Origin of the sequence: Actinokineospora auranticolor (assembly GCF_041897805.1) — a bacterium.
Classification (GTDB): Bacteria; Actinomycetota; Actinomycetes; order Mycobacteriales; family Pseudonocardiaceae; genus Actinokineospora; species Actinokineospora auranticolor.
In genome coordinates this window covers 5,078,784-5,101,432 of sequence record NZ_CP154825.1, presented here as the reverse complement: position 1 = coordinate 5,101,432, position 22,649 = coordinate 5,078,784, and the positions used below count along the sequence as shown (strand labels likewise).

The following is a 22,649-nucleotide window of genomic DNA, read 5'->3' as shown; positions in this document are numbered from 1 at the left end:
GTGTCTGAGGACAAGCTGCGCGACTACCTCAAGCGCGTCACGGCCGACCTGCACAGGGCCCGCACGCGGATCAAGGAGCTGACCGAGCGGCGACCCGAGCCGGTCGCCGTCGTCGGCATGTCCTGCCGCTTCCCCGGCGCCGACAGCCCGGCCCGGCTGTGGGAGCTGGTGGCGGGCGGGACGGACGCGCTGACCGGGTTCCCCGCCGACCGGGGGTGGGACACGGCGGGCCTGTCGGGGGTGCTCGGCGGGTTCCTGACGGACGCGACCGACTTCGACGCCGGGTTCTTCGGCATCTCGCCCCGGGAGGCCCTGGCCATGGACCCGCAGCAGCGGGTCGCGCTGGAGGTCGCCTGGGAAGCCCTGGAGGGTGCCGGGGTCGACCCGGACCGGTTGCGCGGCAGCGACACGGGCGTGTTCCTCGGCACCAACGGGCAGGACTACCCCGCGCACCTGACCGCCTCCGCCGCGGCGGACGACGTCGTGGGGCACGTCGCCACCGGCAACGCGGCGAGCGTGCTGTCGGGCCGCGTGTCGTACTTCCTCGGCCTTGAGGGACCGTCGGTGACGGTCGACACCGCGTGCTCGTCGTCGCTGGTGGCACTGCACCTCGCCGCGCGGGCGCTGCGCTCGGGCGAGTGCTCGCTGGCCCTGGCGGGCGGCGTCACGATCATGGCGACCACCGGGGTCTTCGCCGAGTTCGCCCACCAGGGCGCGCTGGCGGCCGACGGCCGGTGCAAGGCGTTCTCCGACGACGCGGACGGCACCGGGTGGGGCGAGGGCGCGGGCGTGCTCGTGCTGGAACGGCTCGCCGACGCCGAACGGCTCGGGCACCGGGTGCTGGCCGTCGTGCGCGGGTCGGCCGTGAACTCCGACGGGGCGAGCAGCGGGCTGACCGCCCCCAACGGGCCCGCGCAGCAACGGGTCATCACCCGGGCACTGGCCGACGCGGGACTCCAGGCGTCCGATGTGGACGCTGTGGAGGCGCACGGGACGGGTACGCGGCTGGGCGACCCGATCGAGGCCGGGGCGCTGCTGGCCACCTACGGGCAGGGGCGCGCGGAACCGCTGTGGCTGGGGTCGGTGAAGTCGAACATCGGCCACACCCAGGCGGCGGCCGGGGTCGCGGGCGTGATCAAGGTGGTCGAGGCCATGCGGCACGGGGTGCTGCCCCGGACCTTGCACGTGGTCGCCCCGTCGACGCGCGTGGCGTGGGAGTCCGGGGCCGTTCGGGTGCTGACCGAGTCGCGGCCGTGGGAGGTCGACCGGCCGCGCCGGGCCGGGGTGTCGTCGTTCGGGATCAGTGGCACCAACGCGCACGTGATCCTCGAACAAGGCCCCGATCCGAACACTGTGGACAGTGTGGGAGACGTTGTTGTTCCTTGGGTCTTGTCGGCGAAGGATGCCGACGCGTTGCGCGCCCATGCCGACCGGCTGGCCGCATGGCCCGGCTCAGCGGGGGACGTGGGGTGGTCGTTGGCCACCACGCGGGGCGCGCTGGCGGAACGTGCTGTCGTAGTGGGGGACTCGCGGGACGAACTGGTCGCGGGACTGAGTGAGCTTGCGGTCCGGGGTAAAGCCACGGGTGGGGGACGGCTGGCGGTCGTCTTCGCGGGTCAGGGCTCGCAGCGGACCGGGATGGGCCAGGAGTTGCGGTCGCGGTTCCCCGTGTTCGCCGCGGTTCTCGATGAGGTGTGCGGGAAGTTCGGGATCCCGGTCGCGGAGGCGATGATCTCCGGGCAGGGACTGGACGGCACGGGGTACACGCAGGCCGCGCTGTTCGCGTACGAGGTCGCGCTCTACCGGCTGCTGGAGTCGTGGGGAGTGCGGGCCCGGGTGCTGCTCGGGCACTCGATCGGCGAGGTCGTGGCGGCCCACCTGGCCGGGGTGTGGTCCCTGGACGACGCGGTCGCGCTGGTCGCGGCGCGCGGGCGGTTGATGGGGGAACTCCCGGCCGGGGGAGTGATGGTGGCGTTGGAGGCCACCGAGGAGGAGGTGCTCCCGCACCTGACCGCCGGGGTGTCGCTGGCGGCGGTGAACGGTCCCCGCGCGCTGGTGGTCTCCGGGGACGAGGACGAGGTCGCGGACGTGGTCGCGAACTTCGCCGACCGCCGCGCCAAGCGGCTGCCGGTCAGCCACGCCTTCCACTCGCCGCTCATGGACCCGATGCTGGCGCGGTTCCGCGAAGTCGCCGAAGGGTTGACCTACCACGAACCGACCGTGCCGGTACTGTCCAATGTGACCGGTGGGCTCGTCTCCACCGAGCTGACGGACCCCGAGTACTGGGTGCGGCACGTGCGGGCCACCGTCCGCTTCGCCGACTGCGTCGCGGCACTCGACGCGGACGCCGTCGTGGAGATCGGGCCGAAGGCGGTCCTCGCCCCGGTCATCCAGGAGCCCGCCGTGGTTCCGCTGGCGCGTCGGGGGATCAGCGAGGACCGCGCGGTCCTCGCGGGCGTCGGCGCGCTGTGGACCCGCGGCGTCGAGGTCGACTGGTCGCGGACCTTCGACGGCGCCGCGCCGCGCGCGATCGACCTGCCCACCTACCCGTTCCAGCGCACCCGCTTCTGGCCCGCGCCCCCGGTCGACACCGGCGACGACTGGCGCTACGACGTGACCTGGGAACCCCTTGAGGTTCCCGCAGACGGCTCCCTGACGGGCACCTGGATCGTGGTGGCAGGCGACGGCATCGACCCCACGACGTGCGTCGAGGCGTTGACCGCGCGCGGCGCCGACGTCGTCGTTCGCGATGGCCTCATGCCGGGAGACGCGCCCACGGGCGTGGTGGCGCTGCTCGACGGCACGGCCGACCCGGCCGACGCGCTCTGGTCGGCGGTCACCCTCGCGCGGTCCGTGATCGAGGCGGGCTCCACCCTCTGGCTGGCCACCACCGGCTCGTCCCCGACCGGCTCCGCCCTCTGGGGCCTCGGCCGGGTGATCGGCCTCGAACACCGCGCCCACTGGGGCGGTGTCCTCGACATCGACGGAGACCGGTGGCGCGCGGTGGCCGACGTCCTCGCCGCGGGCCTCGACGACACCGAGTTCGCCGTGCGGGCGGACGGCGTGCTCGCCCGCAGGCTCGGCGTCCAGCGGGTGGAAGGCGCCGCCCGGCCGCCGCGCCTCGCGGGCGGCACGGTCATCGTGACCGGCGGCACCGGCGCGCTCGGCACCCGGGTCGCGCGCTGGCTGGCCGGGCGCGGCGTCACGCGGCTGGTCCTGGTCACCCGCTCCGGCCGGGACACGGCCGCTGCCCTGCGCGCCGACCTGCCCGGCGTGACCATCGACGTCGTCGCCTGCGACGTCGCCGACGCGGCGGCCGTGCGCGCGCTCGTCGCCGGACTCCCCGAGGTGCGCGGAGTCGTGCACACCGCCGGTGTGGTGGCGGACGTCCCGCTCGCCGACCTCGACCGCGACACCTTCGAACACGGGACCCGCGCCAAGGTCGACGGCGCGCGGAACCTGCACGAGGCCGTCGGCGACGTGGAGCTGTTCGTCGTCTTCTCCTCCGTCTCCGCCGTCTGGGGAGCCGCGGGCCAGGCCGCCTACGCCGCCGCCAACGCCTACCTCGACGGCCTCATCGCGCACCGCCGCGACCTCGGCCTGACCGGCACCTCCGTCGCCTGGGGACCGTGGGCTGGTGGCGGGATGGCCGCCGCCGACGGCATCGCCCGCCTGCTGACCGACCGGGGCCTGCGGCTGATGGACCCCGACACCGCCATCGCCGCCCTCGGCCGCGCGGTCGACCACGGGCTCCGGCACAGCGTCGTCGCCGACGTCGACTGGCCCCGGCTCGCGGGCGTGTTCGATGTCGTGGGCCTCGCCCGCCTGTTCGCCCCGCTGCTCCCCGAACCCGAGACCACCGGCACGGTCGAGTTGACCCCCGACGCGGTGGCCGCGCTCGTGCGCGCCCAGGTCGCCGCCGTGCTCGGCTACCCGGACGCGACCGCCGTCGAGATGGACCGGCCGTTCCGCGACCTCGGGTTCGACTCGCTGACCGCCGTCGAGTTCCGCGACCGCTTCCGCGCCGCCTCGGGCCTGCCGATCACCAGCACCGCCGTCTACGACTACCCGACCCCGCGCAGGCTGGTCGACCACCTCCTGGCCGACCAGGTCGTGGAGGTGATCGAGACCGCCGTCGCGGACGAACCGATCGCGGTCGTCGGGATGGCGTGCAGGCTGCCGGGTGGCATCACCGGCCCCGGGCAGCTGTGGGAGCTGGTCGCCGACGGCGGCTCGGTGCTCGGGCCGTTCCCCGTCGACCGCGGCTGGGACCCCGCGCTGACCGGTCTCGGCGGGTTCCTCGACGACGCCGCCGGGTTCGACGCCGCGTTCTTCGGCATCTCGCCCCGCGAGGCGCTGGCCATGGACCCGCAGCAGCGGCTGGCCCTGGAGTGCGCCTGGGAGGCGCTGGAGCGCGCCGGGATCGACCCGACCTCGTTGCGCGGCACCGAGACCGGGGTGTTCCTCGGGCTCAGCCACCAGGACTACGGCCCGCGCCTGCACGAACCGACCCCCGAGACCGAGGGCTACCTGCTCACCGGCTCCGCCCAGGGCATCGCGTCCGGGCGGATCGCCTACGCGCTCGGGCTGGAGGGACCCGCGGTGTCGCTGGACACGGCGTGCTCCTCGTCGCTGGTCGCGCTGCACCAGGCGGTGCGGGCGCTGCGCCGGGGGGAGTGCGCGCTGGCGCTCGCCGGTGGTGTGACGGTCATGACGACCCCCGGCGCGTTCGGCGAGTTCGAACGCCAGGGCGGGCTGGCACCGGACGGGCGGTGCAAGGCGTTCTCCGACGACGCCGACGGCACCGGCTGGTCCGAAGGCGTCGGTTTCGTCGCCGTGGAACGACTCTCGGACGCGCGGCGGCTGGGGCACCCGGTGCTGGCGCTGGTGCGCGGAACCGCGGTCAACTCTGACGGCGCCTCCAACGGCCTGACCGCGCCGAACGGCCCCGCGCAGCAGCGGGTGATCCGCCGCGCGCTGGCCGACGCCGGACTCCGGGCCGCCGACGTCGACGCCGTCGAGGCGCACGGCACCGGCACCCGCCTCGGCGACCCGATCGAGGCCGGTGCGCTGCTCGCCACCTACGGCCAGGACCGGGCGGGACAGCCGCTGTGGCTGGGATCGCTGAAGTCGAACCTCGGCCACACCCAGGCCGCGGCGGGCGTGATCGGCGTGATCAAGATGGTCGAGGCCATGCGGCACGGCGTCCTGCCCGCGACCCTGCACGCAGGCACCCGATCGTCGCATGTGGACTGGGACGCGGGCGCGGTCGAGCTGCTGACCTCCGCGCGCGCCTGGGACGTGGACCGGCCGCGCCGCGCCGGGGTGTCCGCGTTCGGGCTCAGCGGCACCAACGCCCACGTGATCCTCGAGCAGGGCCCGCCGGTCGAGGGGCCCGCCGAAGCGGGAGCCGGGGTCGCGCCTTGGGTGCTGTCCGCCAAGACCGGGGAGGCGCTGGACGCCTCGATCGGCCGGATGGCCAGGGTTCCCGGGTCCGCCACCGAGGTCGGGTGGTCGCTGGCCACCGGTCGCTCGACGTTCGACCACCGCGCCGTCCTGCTCGGTACGACCGTCGTCCGGGGCTACGCGGACAGCGCGGGGCGGCCCGCGATCGTGTTCTCCGGTCAGGGCTCGCAGCGGGCGGGCATGGGGCGGGAACTGCGCGCCCGGTTCCCCGTGTTCGCCGAGGTCTTCGACGAGGTGTGCGCCCGGTTCGACCTGCCCGTCGCGCACGCCGCGGCCACCGGCGAGAACCTCGACGACACCGAGTACACGCAGCCCGCGCTCTTCGCCTACCAGGTCGCCCTCTACCGCCTGATCGAGTCCTGGGGAGTGCGGCCCGCCGCCGTCCTGGGCCATTCCATCGGCGAACTGGCCGCCGCCCACGTCGCCGGGCTCTGGTCGCTCGACGACGCGTGCGCCTTGGTCGCGGCCAGGGGGCGGTTGATGGCCTCGCTGCCGCCGGGTGGGGCGATGGTGTCCTTGACCGCCACCGAGGAGGAGGTCGCGCCGCTGCTGCCCGCCGGGGTCGCCATCGCCGCGGTCAACGGCCCGCACTCCGTCGTCGTGTCCGGCGCCGAGTCGGCGGTCTCCGTCCTCATCGGACACTTCCCCGATCGCCGGACCAAGCGCCTCGCGGTCAGCCACGCCTTCCACTCCGCGCTGATGGACCCGATCCTCGACGACTTCCGCCGCGTGGCCGAGGGGCTCACCTACCACGCGCCCGCCATCCCGGTGATCTCCAACGTGACCGGCAAGTTCGCCACCGACGAACTCACCAACCCCGGCTACTGGGTCACCCACATCCGCGACACCGTCCGCTTCGCCGAGGGCGTCGCCACCGCCGCGCGCACCGGCGTCGCCGACACCGTGATCGAGATCAGCCCCCGCCCCGCCCTCTCGCCCGCGATCCGCGAACTCGCCCCCGACCTCACGCTGGCCGCCCTGGCCGACCCCGCGGTGCCCGAGGACCACGCCGTGCTCGCCGGTCTCGCCCACCACTGGACGGCGGGCGGCACCGTCGACTGGTCCGCGCTCTTCCCGGCCACCACCCGCCACGCGGACCTGCCCACCTACCCGTTCCGGCACCAGCGCTTCTGGCTGAACCCGACCACCCCGACCGCGTCGGACTCCCCGTTCTGGGACGTCGTCAACCGACAGGACCCCCGGCACCTCGCCGCCGAACTCGGCGTCGCCGAAACGGCCACCCTCCCCGAAATCCTCAAGGCCCTGGCCGGCTGGCACGACAACCGGGCGACCTCGCCCCTCGACAACCTCCGGTACCGCGCCGAGTGGCTGCCCACCACCCCCGCCGCACCGAGCACATCCCCCGGTGACTGGCTGGTCGTCCTCCCCGCCGCGCCCACTGCCCTGACCGGTCGCGTACTCCGAACCCTGGCCGCTCGCGGCTTCGCCGTCACAACGCTCGATGCCCGTGACCGCGCGGGACTGGCGACGGAGTTGCGCGACCTCGACGGGGACTTCGCGGGTGTGCTGTCCCTGCTCGCCTTGGCCGACTCCCCGGACGCGGCCCCGGACCTGGCGGTCCTGACCGCCACGATGACACTCCTGCAAGCCATCGGCGACGCGGGACTCACGACCCGCCTCTGGTGCGTCACCCGTGACGCGGCCGGACCGACCACCAGCGATCCGGCCCGCGTTCCCCTGTGGGGCTTCGGACGCACCGCCGCGCTGGAGTACCCGCACCACTGGGGCGGCCTGGTCGACCTACCCGCCGCCCCCGCCGACCACCACCTCGACCGCCTCTGCGACACCCTCTCCGCACCCGATGCGGAAGACCAGACCGCGCTACGAGCCCACAGCACCTACACCCGACGCATCCTCCCGGCCCCCGCGCCCCGCACGGGGTCACCGTGGACGCCGAGAGGAACCGTCCTGGTCTCGGGCGGCACGGGTGCCCTGGGAGCGCACGTCGCGCGGTGGCTGGTCGACCGGGGCGCCGAGCACGTGCTGCTCCTCGGCCGCACCGGTCGCGAGCCCGAGTGGGTGGCGCCGCTGCGGGACCGCGCGAAGATCACCGTCGAGGCCTGCGACGTCGCCGACGCGGACCGGCTGCGGGAGGTGCTCGACGCCGTCCCCGACCTGTCGGCGGTCATCCACGCGGCGGGCGTGCTCGACGACGGCGTGCTCGCGACCATGTCACCGGATCAGCTCGACGCGGTGCTGGCGCCGAAGGCCGTCGGGGCGTGGAACCTGCACCGGCTCACCTCGAACCTCGACCGGTTCGTCCTGTTCTCCTCGGTCGCCGCCGTCTGGGGCAACGCCGGGCAGGCCAACTACGCCGCCGCGAACGCCTACCTCGACGGGCTCGCCGAGCACCGCCGCGCGCGCGGCCTGCCCGCCGCCATGGTCGGCTGGGGACCCTGGCCCGACGGCGGGATGGCCGCCGACGCCGCGGTCACCCGGCGGATGGCCCGCGCCGGCATGACCGCCCTACGCCCGGACCAGGCCCTCGACGTGCTCGGCCAAGTGCTCGACGGCGACGAACACGCGCTGACCGTGGTCGACCTCGACTGGTCCCGGTTCGCCACCTGGCACACCGAGACCCGGCCGAGCGCCCTGTTCGACCGGCTGGTCACCCGCGCCGAACCCGACCCCGAGCAGGCCGAGCCCGAACTCGTCGACCTGCGGCCCGCCGACCGCGAACGGCTGCTGCTGCACCGGGTCCGCGCCGCCGCGGCCTCCGTGCTCGGCCACGGGTCGGCCAACGTGGTCATCCCGCGGCAGCGGTTCACCGACCTCGGCTTCGACTCCCTGACAGCGGTGGAGCTGCGCAACCGCCTCACCGAGGCCACCGGCCTCGACCTGCCCGCGACCCTGGTGTTCGACTACCCGACCCCGGTCGCGCTGGCCGACGAGCTGAACCGCCGCTTCCCGGCCACCGGCGGCGAGGTGCGGGTCTCCTTCGGCGAGCCCGTCCCCGAGACCGGCCCCGGGTCGCTGGACGACGAGTTCGCGGCGATGAACGCGGAAGAACTGATCCGACTCGCGTTAGGGGACCAGCGGTGACCGTGTCGGACGGATCGGCGAAGCTCGTCGAGGCGCTGCGCGCGGCGCTGCGGGAGAACGAGCGGCTGCGGCGCGAGCACGACGGCAGGGCGGGCGAGCCCATCGCCGTCGTCGGCGCAGGCTGCCGCTTCGGCGGCGGGGTGGACTCGCCCGACGCGTTGTGGGACCTCGTCGACCGGGAGGTGGACGCCGTCGGGGCGCCGCCGGGCGACCGGGGGTGGGCCGTCGGGGACGCGTGGCCGGGGGCCTACCTCGACCGGGCCGCCGGGTTCGACGCCGAGTTCTTCGGGATCTCCCCGCGCGAGGCGCTGGCCATGGACCCGCAGCAGCGGCTCGCGCTGGAGTGCTCGTGGGAGGGGCTGGAGCGGGCGGGCATCGACCCGTTGTCGCTCAAGGGATCCGCGACCGCCGTCTACTTCGGGTCGAGCCTGCACGACTACGCCCAGCGGGTGCGGGGCGTGCCCGAGCTGAACGGCCTGCTCGCCACCGGGAACGCCGCCGCGGTGCTGTCCGGCCGGATCGCCTACGCGCTGGGGCTGGAGGGGGCGGCGGCCACGGTCGACACCGCGTGCTCCTCGTCCCTGGTCGCCCTGCACCTCGCGGTCAAGGCCTTGCGCCGGGGCGAGTGCGCGTTGGCCCTGGTCGGCGGCGCCACGATCATGGCGACCGTCGACATGTTCGCCGAGTTCGGCCGCCAGGGCGCGCTCGCCGACGACGGGCGCTGCAAGGCGTTCGCCGCGGGCGCCGACGGCACCGGGTGGGGCGAGGGTGTCGGCGTCCTGGTGCTGGAACGCCTTTCGGACGCCCGCCGCGCGGGCCGGGAGATCCTGGCCGTGGTCCGTGGCACGGCGGTGAACCAGGACGGCGCCTCGAACGGCCTCACCGCGCCGAACGGGCCCGCGCAGCGCCGGGTGATCGAACTGGCCTTGGCCGACGCGGGCCTCACACCGTCCGATGTGGACCTGGTGGAGGCGCACGGCACCGGCACCGCCCTCGGTGACCCGATCGAGGCCCAAGCGCTGTTGTCGACCTACGGCCAGGACCGCGCCGAACCGCTCTACCTGGGCTCGGTCAAGTCCAACCTCGGGCACACCCAGGCCGCCGCCGGGGTCGCCGGGGTGCTCAAGGTCATCGGCGCGATGCGGCACGGCACCCTGCCCCGCACCCTGCACGTCGACGAACCGACCCCGCACGTGGACTGGAGCGGCGGCGAGGTCGCCCTGCTGACCGCCGCTCGCCCGTGGCCCGACCTCGACCGACCCCGGCGGGCCGGGGTCTCCTCGTTCGGGGTCAGCGGCACCAACGCGCACGTGATCCTCGAAGAAGTCCCCGCCGAACCGGCGCCGGGGAAGTCCACACAGGACTCAATGCTGCCCTGGGTGCTCTCGGCGCGGGGAGCGGCCGGGATCGAGCGGCAGGCGCGGCGGCTCGCGGCGGCGGTCGACGGCGCCTCGCCGGTCGACGTCGGCTGGTCCCTGGCCAACACCCGAGCCGCCCTGCCCGACCGGGCCGTCATCATCGGACGCGACCCGGTGGCCGCGTTGGACGACGCCGTCACCGGCACCGCGCAGGACCCGGCCGGGGTGGTCTTCGTCTTCCCCGGCCAGGGTTCGCAGTGGCTCGGCATGGGCAGGCAGCTGCGCGCCGAGTCGCCGGTCTTCGCCGCCGCCCTCGACCGCTGCGCCGAGGTGCTCGACGGCCTCGTCGACTGGTCCCTGCACGACGTGCTGGACCGCGACGCGCTCGACCGGGTCGACGTCGTGCAGCCCGCGCTCTGCGCCGTCATGATCTCCCTCGCCGAACTCTGGGCCGCCTACGGTGTGCGCCCGGACGTCGTCGTCGGCCACTCCCAGGGTGAGGTCGCCGCCGCGCACGTCGCCGGGATCCTGACCCTCGAGGACGCGCTGCGGGTGGTCGTCACCCGGTCCCGGCTGCTCACGCGCCTCGCCGGGACCGGCGGGATGCTGTCCGTCCACACCGACGTCGACACGCTGGCCCCGGTCTTGGCGGACGTCTCCGTCGCGGCGGTCAACGGCCCGGCGTCCACGGTCCTCTCCGGCGACCCCGCCGCGCTGACCGCGGTCGAGCGGTGGTGCGAGGACAACGGCGTCCGCGCCCGCCGGGTCCCGGTCGACTACGCCTCCCACTCGCCGCACGTCGAAGCGATCCGGGACGACCTGCTCGCGGCGCTGCGCGAGCTGAACCCGCGTCCGGGCGCCGTCACCTTCCGGTCCACCGTCACCGGCACGGTGCCTGCCGGGCCGGAGTTGGACGCCGACTACTGGTACCGCAACCTGCGCGAACCCGTCGGTTTCCGCGACGCCGTCGACGACCTGGTCGACCAGGGGCTCGGGAGCTTCGTCGAGCTCAGCCCGCACCCGGTGCTCGTCCCGGCGATCTCGGACCTCCCGGTCGTGGTCGCGGGCACGCTGCGCCGCGACGAAGGCGGTCTCGAGCGGTTCCTGCGGTCCGCCGCCGAACTGTGGGTGCGTGGCGTCGACGTGCGGTGGACCGCCGCCTTCCCCGAGGGCAGGCGCGTCCCGTTGCCCACCTACGCCTTCGACCACCGCGACTACTGGGCCGTCCCGGTGAAGGCGGTCGCGGAGGCCACCGACGACTGGCGCTACCGGGTCACCTGGAAACCCGTCGAGGCGGAACCGGCACCCAAGACCCCGGCCCACCGGTGGGTCGTGGTCCCCGACGGCGACCTCGACGCCTGGGGCGAGTCCGTGCTGGCGGCCCTGCGCGCCGACGGCGACGTCACGCTCGTCCGAGACGCGCTGCCGACGACCCCGGCCGACGCCGTGGTCTCGCTGCTCGGCGAGACCCACGGCTGGGCCGCACCCGGTGTGCCGAGCGCTTGGGCGGCGACGGCCACGCTCGTGCGGGCCTTGCGCGAACGCGGCGTCGAAGCGCCGCTGTGGTGCGTCACCCGAGGATCCGCCGCCGTCGCACCGGACGACACGGTCGACCCCGTCCACACCGGACTCTGGGCACTCGCGCGGGTCGCCGGGCTGGAACACCCGCGCGAGTGGGGCGGCCTGATCGACCTCCCGGTCGACTTGGACGCCCGGTCCGCCGACCGGCTCGGCTGGGCGCTGCGGGAGGCGGGCGCCGAGGACGAACTCGCGGTGCGCGGTGGACGAGTCCTGGCGCGCCGCCTCACGCGGTCGCCGGAACCGACCGCGACGGCTCCCGTCGAGCGGCGCGACGGCACCGTGCTGGTGACCGGCGGCACCGGGGGAGTGGGGCTGCGACTGGCCCGCTGGCTCGTGGCGCGCGGCGACACCGACATCGCGCTGGTCGGCAGGCACGCCACCGCGTCCGAGCCCGCCAAGGCGCTGGCCGCCGAACTCGACGCGCGGATCGAGGTCGTGGACTGCGACGTCACCGACCCGGCCGCCGTCGCCCGTCTGCGCGACGCGCTCGGGACCACCGTGCGCTCGGTGTTCCACGCCGCAGGCGTGGTCGACCGGGAACCGCTCGCCGACGCCGAACCCGAGACCTGGTCCCGGATCTGCGCGGCCAAGGTCGCGGGCGCCCACAACCTCGACGACGCGTTCGACGACCTCGACGAGTTCGTCCTGTTCTCCTCCAACGCGGGTGTCTGGGGCAGCGCGGGACAGGCCGCCTACGCCGCCGCGAACGCCTACCTCGACGGGTTCGCCGCCGCCCGTGGCCGCCCGGTGCTGTCGGTCGCCTGGGGCGCGTGGGCCGAGGTCGGGATGGCGGCGGGCGACGACCTGGCCCGGATCGGCGTGCGCGGCATGGCCCCCGAACGGGCCCTGCGCGTCCTGGGGCGGGCGCTGGCGGCCGGGGAGAACACCGTCGCCGTGGCCGATGTGGACTGGGAGACCTTCGCCGCCGCCTACACCGCCGCCCGGCCGCGCCGCCTGCTCGACGACCTCGTCGACACGACCGCCCACGCACCGGAAAGCACCGGCCTGGCCGGGGAACTGGCGAGCCTAACCCGCGCGGAACGGGGGGAACACCTACTTCGACTGGTGACAACCCAAGCCGCAGCGGTCCTACGGTACCGGAAGGACGAGGCACCGCCCGCGGACAAGGCGTTCCGGGACCTGGGCTTCGACTCGGTGACCGCGGTGGACCTGCGCAACCGGCTGGGCCGCGCGACCGGCCTCGCCCTGGCCGCCACCACCGTGTTCGACCACCCGACGGCGACCGGGCTCGCGGCGCACCTGCACCAGCTGCTGTTCCCCGCCGCCACCCCGGACACCGCGCACACCGACCTGGACACCCTGGAGAGCACCCTGGCCGACCTGGCGGCCGACCCGGCCCACCGCACCGCGCTCGCCCCCATCGCGGGCCGCCTGCGCGCCATGGCCGACCGCCTCACCGGCCACCCGGCCGACGACGATAACCCGGCCGGGGACCTGGACACCGCCGACGCCGACGACCTGCTCGCGTTGCTGCGCAGCGAGTTCGGCCGAAGCTGACACCTCAAGACGTGTGGGGGCGGGACGCGAAGTGGCTGACGACAACGAACTCCTGGCGAGCCTGAAGTGGGTCACCGGCGAACTCCGGGACACCCGGCGCAGGCTCCGGGAGTCCGAGGAACGCGGCGCCGAGCCCATCGCGGTCGTCGGGATGGCCTGCCGCTACCCCGGCGGCGTCGACTCGCCCGACGCCCTGTGGGAGCTGGTGGCGTCCGGGGTGGACGCCATGGGCCCGTTCCCCACCGACCGCGGCTGGGACCTCGACGCGCTGTTCCACCCGGACCCGGAGCACGAGGGCACCTTCTACGCGCGGGCGGGCGGGTTCCTGCGCGACGTCGCCGACTTCGACGCCGGGTTCTTCGGCATCTCCCCGCGCGAGGCGCTGGCCATGGACCCGCAGCAGCGGGTGCTGCTGGAGATCGCGTGGGAGGCGTTCGAGCGGGCCGGGATCGCGCCGCACACCCTGCGCGGCAGCCGGACCGGCGTGTTCACCGGCGCGCCCGCCTCGCTCTACGGGCTCGGCTCCCCGGACCTGACCCGGGAACTGGAGGGCTACGCGCTCACCGGCACCGGCATGGGCATGATGTCCGGCCGGGTCGCCTACACCCTCGGTCTCGAGGGCCCCGCGATCTCGATCGACACCCAGTGCTCCACCTCGCTGGTGGCCCTGCACCTGGCCTGCCGCGCCCTGCTGGCCGGGGACTGCGACCTCGCGCTCGCGGGCGGGGTCACGATCATGCCGACCGTCGGCGCGTTCGTCGAGTTCAGCAGGCAGGGCGGGCTGTCCGCCGACGGCCGCTGCCGCGCGTTCGGCGCGGGCGCCGACGGCACCGGCTGGGCGGAGGGCGCCGGGGTCGTCGTCGTGGAGCGACTGTCCGAGGCGCGCAGGCAGGGGCACCCGGTGCTCGCCGTCGTCCGGGGGTCGGCGATCAACCAGGACGGCGCGTCCAACGGGCTGACCGCGCCGAGCGGCCCCGCGCAGCGGCGGGTCATCCGCCAGGCCCTGGCGGCGGCCGGGTTGTCGGTCGGCCAGGTGGACGCGGTGGAGGCGCACGGCACCGGAACCACCCTGGGCGACCCGATCGAGGCGCAAGCGCTGCTGGCCACCTACGGGGGCAGGCCCGCCGACGTGGAGCCGGTGTACCTGGGGTCGGTCAAGTCCAACATCGGCCACACCCAGGCCGCCTCCGGCATCGCGGGCGTCATCAAGATGGTGACGGCGCTGCGCAAGGGCGTGCTGCCCGCGACCCTGCACGCCGACGAGCCCTCCCCCCACGTGGACTGGACCGGGGGCCGTCTCCGCCTGCTCACCGCGGCCCGCCCCTGGCCCGACACCGGCGAACCCCGCCGCGCGGCCGTGTCCTCCTTCGGCGGCAGCGGGACCAACGCGCACGTCATCCTGGAACACGTCCCCGAACCGGCGGCGGAACCCGGGGGCGAGCGCCGCTCGGCGGTGCCGTGGGTGCTGGCCGCGGCGGACGCGGACGGACTGCGCGGCCAAGCGGACAACCTGGCCGCGCTCCTCGACGCGCGCCCGGACCTGGGGATCGAGGAGATCGGGCACGCGCTCGCCGCCACCCGCTCCCCGCTGCCGCACCGGACCGTCATCGTCGCCGACGACCCCGCCGCGTTCCGCCGGGCGCTCGCCGACCAGGATCCCACGTCGGTGGTGTCCGGGGTCGCGGACCTGGGCGGCAAGGTCGTGTTCGTCTTCCCCGGCCAGGGCGCCCAGTGGGCCGGGATGGCCCGGGAACTGCTCGACACCGCGCCGGTGTTCGCCGAGGCGTTGGCGGAGTGCGAGCGGGAGTTCGAGCCGCACGTCGACTGGTCGTTGACGGGGGTGCTGCGGGAGGTGGACGGGGCGCCCGGGCTGGAGCGCGTCGACGTCGTGCAGCCCGTGCTCTTCGCGGTGATGGTCGGGTTGGCGGCGCTGTGGCGGTCGTACGGGGTCGAGCCCGCCGCCGTGGTGGGGCACAGCCAGGGCGAGTTCGCCGCCGCGCACGTCGCCGGTGTGCTGAGCCTGGCGGACGCGGCCCGCGCGGTTGTGGTGCGCAGCAGGCAGATCGCCGAGTTCGCCGGACCGGGTGGGATGGTGTCGGTGGCGTTGCCCGCCGCCGATGTCGAGACCGCGCTGCGCGACTATGAGGGCCGGGTGTCGATCGCGGCCTACAACGGCACCGGATCCGTTGTGATCGCGGGGGAATCGGCCGCGCTGGATGAGCTGGTCGAGGCGTGGACAGCGCGGGAAGTCCGGGTGCGGCGAATCCCCGTGGACTACGCCTCCCACTCGCCGAGCGTCGAACCGCTGCGGGAACGACTCCCCGTCGCGTTGGCGGGGATCACGCCGGGTACCGCCGAGATCCCTTTCCACTCCACGGTCACCGGCACGGTCGTGGACGGGACCGAGCTGGACGCCGAGTACTGGTACCGGAACCTGCGGGAACCCGTCCGCTTCGAACCCGTGGTCACCGCCCTGGCGGTGGCCGGGCACGACGTGTTCGTCGAGATGAGCCCGCAGCCGGTGCTCACCCTCGCGGTGCAGCAGACCCTCGACGCGCGCGACCACCCCGGTGTGGCCGTCGGGTCGTTGCGGCGCGGGGAAGGCGGGTTGACGAGGTTCCACACCTCCCTCGCCGAGGTCGCGGTACGGGGCGTGGACGTCGACTGGCGGCCCGCCCTCGGATCTGCGCTCCAGCGGCACGTGGACCTGCCCACCTACGCCTTCCAACGCGCGCGCTACTGGCTGGCCACCCCCGGTCTCCCCGGCGCCGCCCCCGCCCTGCCCGGTCTGACCGGCACCGGTCACCCGCTGCTCGGCGCCGTCATCGCGACCGGCGAAGGGCACCTGTTCACCGGCCGTCTCGCCACGAGCGCCACACCGTGGCTGGCCGACCACGTCGTCGGCGGCGCGACCATCCTCCCCGGCACCGCACTCGTGGAGTTCGCGCTGCACGCGGGCATCCACGTCGGCCGCACCCACCTCACCGAACTCACCCTCAACGCGCCCGTCGTCGTGGACCGGGACACCGCGATCCGGGTCGTCCTCGGCGAACCCGACGACGCCGGGGACCGCGCCCTCGCCGTCCACGCCCAACGCGACGACGTCTGGACCTGCCACGCGACCGGGGTCCTGGCCGCCACCCCACCCCGCCCCGACTTCGACCTCACCCAGTGGCCGCCCGCCGCCACCCCGGTCGACCTCACCGGCTACTACGACCGCCTCGCCGAAGCGGGCATCGACTACGGCGGCCCCTTCCAGGGCCTCCGCGCCGCCTGGCGGGACGGGGACACGGTCTACGCCGAGATCGAGGTCGGCCCGGACGCGTTGCCCGATACCGACGCCTTCGCCGTCCACCCCGCCCTCCTCGACGCCGCGCTCCAGGCCCTCGGGTTCGCCGAGAACGCCTCGACCGCGCGCCGCATGCCTTTCGCCTGGCGCGACGTCACCCTGTTCGCCACCGGCGCGACCGCGCTGCGCGTCCGGTTGCGGGTGAGCGACACCGACACCGTCGCCCTGCGCGTCGCCGACGCGGAAGGGCAGCCCGTCCTCGACATCGGTTCCCTCCGCCTGCGCAACGCCGAGAAACCCGCCGCGAGCCGCGCCCTCTACCGCGTCGACGAAGTCCCCATCCCGCTGGCGGACAACACCCCCGCCCGTGTCGCCGTTCTCGGTGACGATCCTCTCGACCTCCGCACCCGCCTCGCGACCCCTCTCGATCCCGAGGCGGAGACGGCGTTCTTCAGCGTCGACACCACCGACGCCCGGGCCGCTATTTTGTCCACAGTGGATGCGGCGAAGGTCGTTGTCGAAGCCGGGCAGCGGCTCGTGGTCGTCACCGGGGACACCCCGGCCGCCGCGGTGGTCCACGGACTGGTCCGGTCTCTGCGGGCCGAGCACCCGGACCGGTTCGCGCTCGTGCGCGGCGATGACGCGACCGGCCCGGAGATCCTGCGCGCCGCCGAGACCGGCGAACCCGAACTCGTCGTGCGCGGCGGCGGGGCGTGGGCACCGAGGCTGACCGCGACCCGACCTGAGCCCGACGCCCCGCCGTTCGGTCCGGACGACACGGTCCTGATCACCGGTGGCGCCGACGGCTTGGCGGGCATCATCGCCAACCACCTCGCCGACACCCACGGCGTCGAGGTGCTGCTGGTCAGCCGCCGTGGCCCGGACGCGCCAGGCGCGGCCGAACTCGCCGACCGCGTCCGCGCGATCGCCTGCGACGCCACCGACCCCGCCGCCCTCGAAGCGGCCATCGGGGAACGGCGCCTCACCGGGATCGTCCACACCGCCGCCGCCCTCGCCGACGGCCTCCTCGACTCGATCACCCCCGACGCCGTCGACCGCGTCTTCCGCGCCAAAGTCGACACCGCGCTCGTGCTGGACGGGATCGCGCGGCGACACCCCGTCCACCGGTTCGTCCTGTTCTCCTCCGTCGCCGGTCTCCTCGGCGGCGCCGGCCAGGCCGTCTACACCGCCGCCAACGCCTTCCTCGACGCCCTCGCCCGGCAACGTCGAGCCGATGGCCTGCCCGGGACGTCCCTGGCCTGGGGCCTGTGGGACGTCGACGCGGGCATGGCGGGCAGGCTGAACGAGCGGGCCCGCGACCGCGCCGTCCGCGCGGGCCTGGTCCCCATCCCCGCCGCGGACGCGTTGGCCCTGTTCGACGCCGCCTGCGCGAGCGACGAGCCCGTCCTCGCCCCGGCTCGGTTCGACACCGCCGCGTGGCGCACTCAGGCCCCGCCGCCCGTGCTCCGCGGCCGGGTCCCGACCCGGGTCCGCCGGGCCGCCGCACAGGTCGACCGCTCCGCGTTCGCCCGTCGCCTCGCCGAACTCCCCGAGGCCGACCGCGACCACGCCGTGCTGGACCTGGTCACCGCGCAGGCCGCCGCCGTCCTCGGCCACGCGGGTGGCGGCCTCGACCCGAACCGCGCGTTCCGGGAGGTCGGCTTCGACTCGCTCACCGCCGTCGACCTGCGCAACCGCCTCGTCGCCGCCTGCGGTGTCCGGCTCCCCGCCACCGCCGTGTTCGACCACCCCACGCCGAAGGCGCTCGCCGGTGAACTGCGCCGCGCCCTGCTCGGCGCGGCCCCGGCGCGCGCCACCGAACGGCGGGCCGCGGCCACGGGCGACGCGCTCGCGATCGTCGGCATGGCCTGCCGGTTCGGTGGCGGCATCGACTCCCCGGCCGCGTTGTGGGACGTCGTCGCCGGGGGAGTGGACGTGCTCGGGCCGGTCCCGCCCGGTCGCGGCTGGCGCACGGGCGCCCCCGGCGGCTACCTCGCCGACATCGCCGGGTTCGACGCGGGTTTCTTCGGCATCTCCCCGCGCGAAGCCCTCGCCATGGACCCCCAGCAGCGGCTGGTCCTGGAATGCGCCTGGGAAGCGCTGGAAGGCGCGGGCGTCGACCCGCATTCCCTGCGCGGCACCGACACCGGCGTCTTCCTCGGCTCCAGCCTGCACGACTACGGCGAGCGCCTGAAGGGCGTCCCGGACGTCGAGGGGCTGTTGGCGACCGGCAACGCCGCGTCCGTCCTGTCCGGGCGCGTCTCCTACGTGCTGGGGCTCGAAGGACCCGCCGTGTCGGTGGACACGGCGTGCTCCTCGTCGCTGGTCGCGCTGCACCTGGCCGCGCAGGCACTTCGCCGGGGTGAGGCCGGGATGGTGCTGGCGGGCGGAGTGACCGTGATGGCCACCCCGACCCTGTTCGCCGAGTTCGAGCGGCAGGGCGGCCTGTCCGCCGACGGCCGGTGCAAGGCGTTCGGCGCGGGCGCGGACGGCACCGGGTGGGGTGAGGGCGTCGGCGTCCTCGTCCTCGAACGCCTCGAGGACGCCCGCCGCGCCGGCCACCCCGTGCTGGCCCTGCTGCGCGGGACCGCGATCAACCAGGACGGCGCGTCCAACGGCCTCACCGCGCCCAGCGGCCCGGCCCAGCAGCGCGTGGTCCGCCGCGCGCTCGCCGACGCGGGACTCGCCCCGGCCGACGTCGACCTCGTCGAGGGACACGGCACCGGCACCCGTCTCGGCGACCCGATCGAGGCCCAAGCCCTGCTGGCGACCTACGGCCAGGACCGCGCCGAACCGCTCTACCTGGGTTCGGTGAAGTCCAACCTCGGCCACACCCAGGCCGCGGCGGGCGCCGCCGGGGTCATCAAGGTGGTCGAGGCCCTGCGGCACGCGGTCATCCCGCGCACCCTGCACGCCGACCACCCGTCGACCGAGGTCGACTGGACCACGGGCCGCGTCGAGGTCGCCGCCGACGCCCGGCCGTGGCCGGGGACCGACCGACCGCGCCGCGCTGGGGTCTCCGCCTTCGGCGTCAGCGGCACCAACGCGCACGTCATCCTGGAACAGGCCCCGGACACTCCGACTGAGTCGCGCGCCTTGGAGCCCGCGCTGGTGCCGTGGATGGTGTCGGGGCGCGGCAAGGGTGGATTGGCCAAGCAACTCGCCAAGCTGGCCGCCGTGCCGGGCGCGCCCGGCGATGTCGGCTATTCCTTGAGTCTGCGGTCGCGGTTCGAGGACCGCGCCGTCGTCATCGGCACCACACCGGGCGACTTCGCCACCGCGCTGGCGGGCGACGACCTGGTCACCGGTCGCGTCGCACCCGCCGGGCCGGGGCGGGTCGTGTTCGTCTTCCCCGGTCAGGGCTCGCAATGGCTGGGCATGGGGCGCGAGCTGTGGGCGGGGTCCCCGGTGTTCGGGGCGTCGATGGACCGGTGCGCGGGCGTGCTCGACGGGCTCGTCGACTGGTCGCTGCGGGACGTGCTCGCCGACGGCCCCCTCGACCGCGTCGACGTGGTGCAGCCCGCGCTGTGCGCGGTGATGATCTCCCTGGCCGCGCTGTGGCGGGCGCACGGCGTCGAACCGGCGGCCGTGCTCGGGCACTCGCAGGGCGAGATCGCCGCCGCGCACGTCGCCGGGATCCTCACCCTCGACGACGCCCTGCGGATCGTCGTCACGCGGTCGCGGTTGCTGGCCGGGCTGTCCGGCGGCGGCATGCTCAGCGTGCAGGCCGCGCCGGAGGTGCTCGACGGTGTGCTCGGCGACGTCTCGGTGGCCGCGATCAACGGCCCGGCCTCGGTCGTGCTCTCCGGTGCCGACGCCGACCTCGACCAGGTCGAGGCGTGGTGCGCCGAACGCGACATCCGCGCCAAGCGCGTCCCCGTCGACTACGCCTCGCACTCGCCGCAGGTCGAGGCCGTCCGCGACGCCTTGGCCGACGCGCTCACCGGGCTCGCCCCGGCCGCCGGGGACGTCCCGTTCCACTCCACGGTCGTCGGCGGCTTCCTACCCGGCACCGACCTCGACGCCGCCTACTGGTACCGGAACCTGCGCGAACCGGTCTCCTACGCGCCTTCCGCGCGCGCTCTCGCCGAAGCCGGGTACCGGACCTTCGTCGAGCTGAGCCCGCACCCGGTGCTGACCGCCGCCACCGAGGACACGCTGTCCGAAGTGGATGGTGTGGTCGTCGGTTCACTGCGGCGCGGCGACGGTGGCACGCACCGGTTCCTCACCTCGCTGGCCGAGGCGTGGGTGCGGGGTGTGGAGGTCGACTTCACGCCCGTGTTCCCCGACGCCTGCCGGATCCCGTTGCCCACCTACGCCTTCGACCGCCGCGACTACTGGCCCGAGCAGGTCCCCGAGGCGGGCACCGGCGCCGACGCGGAGTTCTGGGCGGCGGTGGACAACGCCGACGTGTCCGGCCTCGCCAAGATCCTCGGTGCCGACGACGTCCCCGCACTCGGCGAGGTCCTGCCGAGCCTGACGTCGTGGTGGCGCGCCAAGCGAGCCGCGCGCGCCACCCGCGACTGGCGCTACCGCGTGTCGTGGACCCCGGTGGACCTCCCGCCCGCGGTGGATCCCCACTGGCTGGTTGTCGTCCCCGAAGGCGCGCCTGCCTGGTCTGGGGACGTGCTGGAGAAGCTGCGCGAGCACGGCACGGTCGTCGCCGTCGGGGAACACGACGACCTCCCTCTCGCCGAACCCGTCACGACCGTCGTCTCCCTGCTGGCCGCGACCCCGGGCGTCTCGCCCACCGGCGTCGCCAACGCCTGGACCGCCACCGCCCGACTCGCCCAAGCCGTCGGGGACGTCCCCCTCTGGTGCGTCACCACCGGCATCGACGACCCGGTGCAGAGCGGGCTCTGGGGACTCGGCCGCGTGCTCGGCCTGGAATCGACCGCCTGGCGCGGACTCGTCGCCGTCGACTCCACTGTGGACGGTGCGCTGTTGGCGGCGGCCGTCGGCGGTCAAGGCCCGGAGGACCAGCTCGCGCTCCGCGCCGACGGCGCCTACGCCCGGCGGCTGGTCCGCGACGACACCCCCGAACCCGCCCCGGTCGTCCGCGAGCCCGCCGAGGGCGCGGTCCTGGTGACCGGCGGTTCCGGCGGCATCGGCACCCGCCTCGCCCACTGGCTGCTTGAGCGCGGTGCACGCGAGATCGTCGTGGTCAGCCGCTCGGGCACCGGTCCCGACCTCCCCGGCGTGACCGCTGAGCGGTGCGACGTCGCCGACCTCGCCGCCGTCTCCCGGCTCCGCGCGGATCTTTCGGCCCGGGGCGTGCGGGTCCGGTCCGTCTACCACGCGGCGGGCGTGGTCGGCGGGGACGGCGATCAGTCCGAATGGGACAGTGTCTGCGCGCCGAAGGTCGCCGGGGTCGGCAACCTCGACGCGGTGTTCGGCGACGCGGCCGAGTTCGTCGTGTTCTCCTCCAACGCGGGCGTGTGGGGCAGCGCGGGCCAGGCCGCCTACGCCGCCGCGAACGCCTACCTCGACGGCTTCGCCCGCGCCCGCCGGGCCCGGGGCGCGCACGGCCTCGCCATCGCCTGGGGCGCGTGGGCCGAGGTGGGCATGGCGACCGGCGCCGCCGCCACCGACCTCGCCCGCCGGGGCGTCATCGGCATGCCGCCCGCCCTCGCGCTGGACGTGCTCGGCGCGGCCCTCGACGCCGACGAGACGTTCCTGGCCGTCGCCGACGTCGACTGGCGCCGCTTCGCCGCCACCTACGCCGCGGTCCGCCGCCGCCCGCTCATCGAGGACATCCCCGAGGTCCGCGCGTTCCTCGCCGAACGCCCCGAACCCGACGGCGCCCTCGACCTCACGGGCCTGGCCGCGGCCGAGCGCCGAGCCCGCCTGCTGGACCTCGTCCGCACGCGCGCCAAAGCCGTCCTGGGCTTCGCGCCGGACGACGAACTCGACCCCGCGCGGGCCTTGCGCGACCTGGGTTTCGACTCGCTGACCGCCGTGGACCTGCGCAACGGCCTGGCCCGCGCCACCGGCCTCACCCTGCCCACCACCCTGGTCTTCGACCACCCCACGGCCGAACAGCTCGCCGCGCACCTCGACGCCCTGCTCGTCCCCGTCACCGACGTGGAGGCCCTGCACGCTGGCCTGGACGAGATGCGCCGCGCCGCCGCGGAACTCGACGACGGCGACCGCGCGTCGCTGGCCGACCGCCTCCGCGTCCTGCTGAAGGCCCTCGAGGGCGACACGACGCCCGCGCGGGACCTCGGCGCCTCCGACGACGACCTGTTCGCCTTCATCGACGGCCAACTGGGTCGCTGAACCTAGCCGCGCGCACCCAGGTGATCCCCTAGATCGACTGGGGACTACCCAAGCGGCCCCGACCTTACGGTGACCCGCGAGCAAGCCACGCGATC

The 22,649-nt window shown here is 75.1% G+C and carries 2 protein-coding genes and 1 pseudogene; all 3 read left to right on the top strand.

The genetic code is table 11. The annotated features are described in order from the left end of the window. Positions 1-9 precede the first annotated feature (9 nt). Positions 10-8,529: pseudogene (locus tag V5P93_RS22195) on the top strand (type I polyketide synthase); the annotation flags it as partial. Beyond that, positions 8,526-12,986, top strand: a complete 4,461-nt coding sequence (locus tag V5P93_RS22190) for an SDR family NAD(P)-dependent oxidoreductase (RefSeq protein ID WP_104478951.1) — start codon at positions 8,526-8,528, stop codon at positions 12,984-12,986. The pseudogene V5P93_RS22195 and the gene V5P93_RS22190, both read left to right, overlap by 4 nt. 31 nt (positions 12,987-13,017) lie before the next feature. Beyond that, the gene (locus V5P93_RS22185) at positions 13,018-22,554 is read left to right on the top strand and encodes a type I polyketide synthase (protein WP_219823961.1); all 9,537 of its coding nucleotides are present in this window, start codon (positions 13,018-13,020) and stop codon (positions 22,552-22,554) included. Positions 22,555-22,649: the final 95 nt, after the last annotated feature.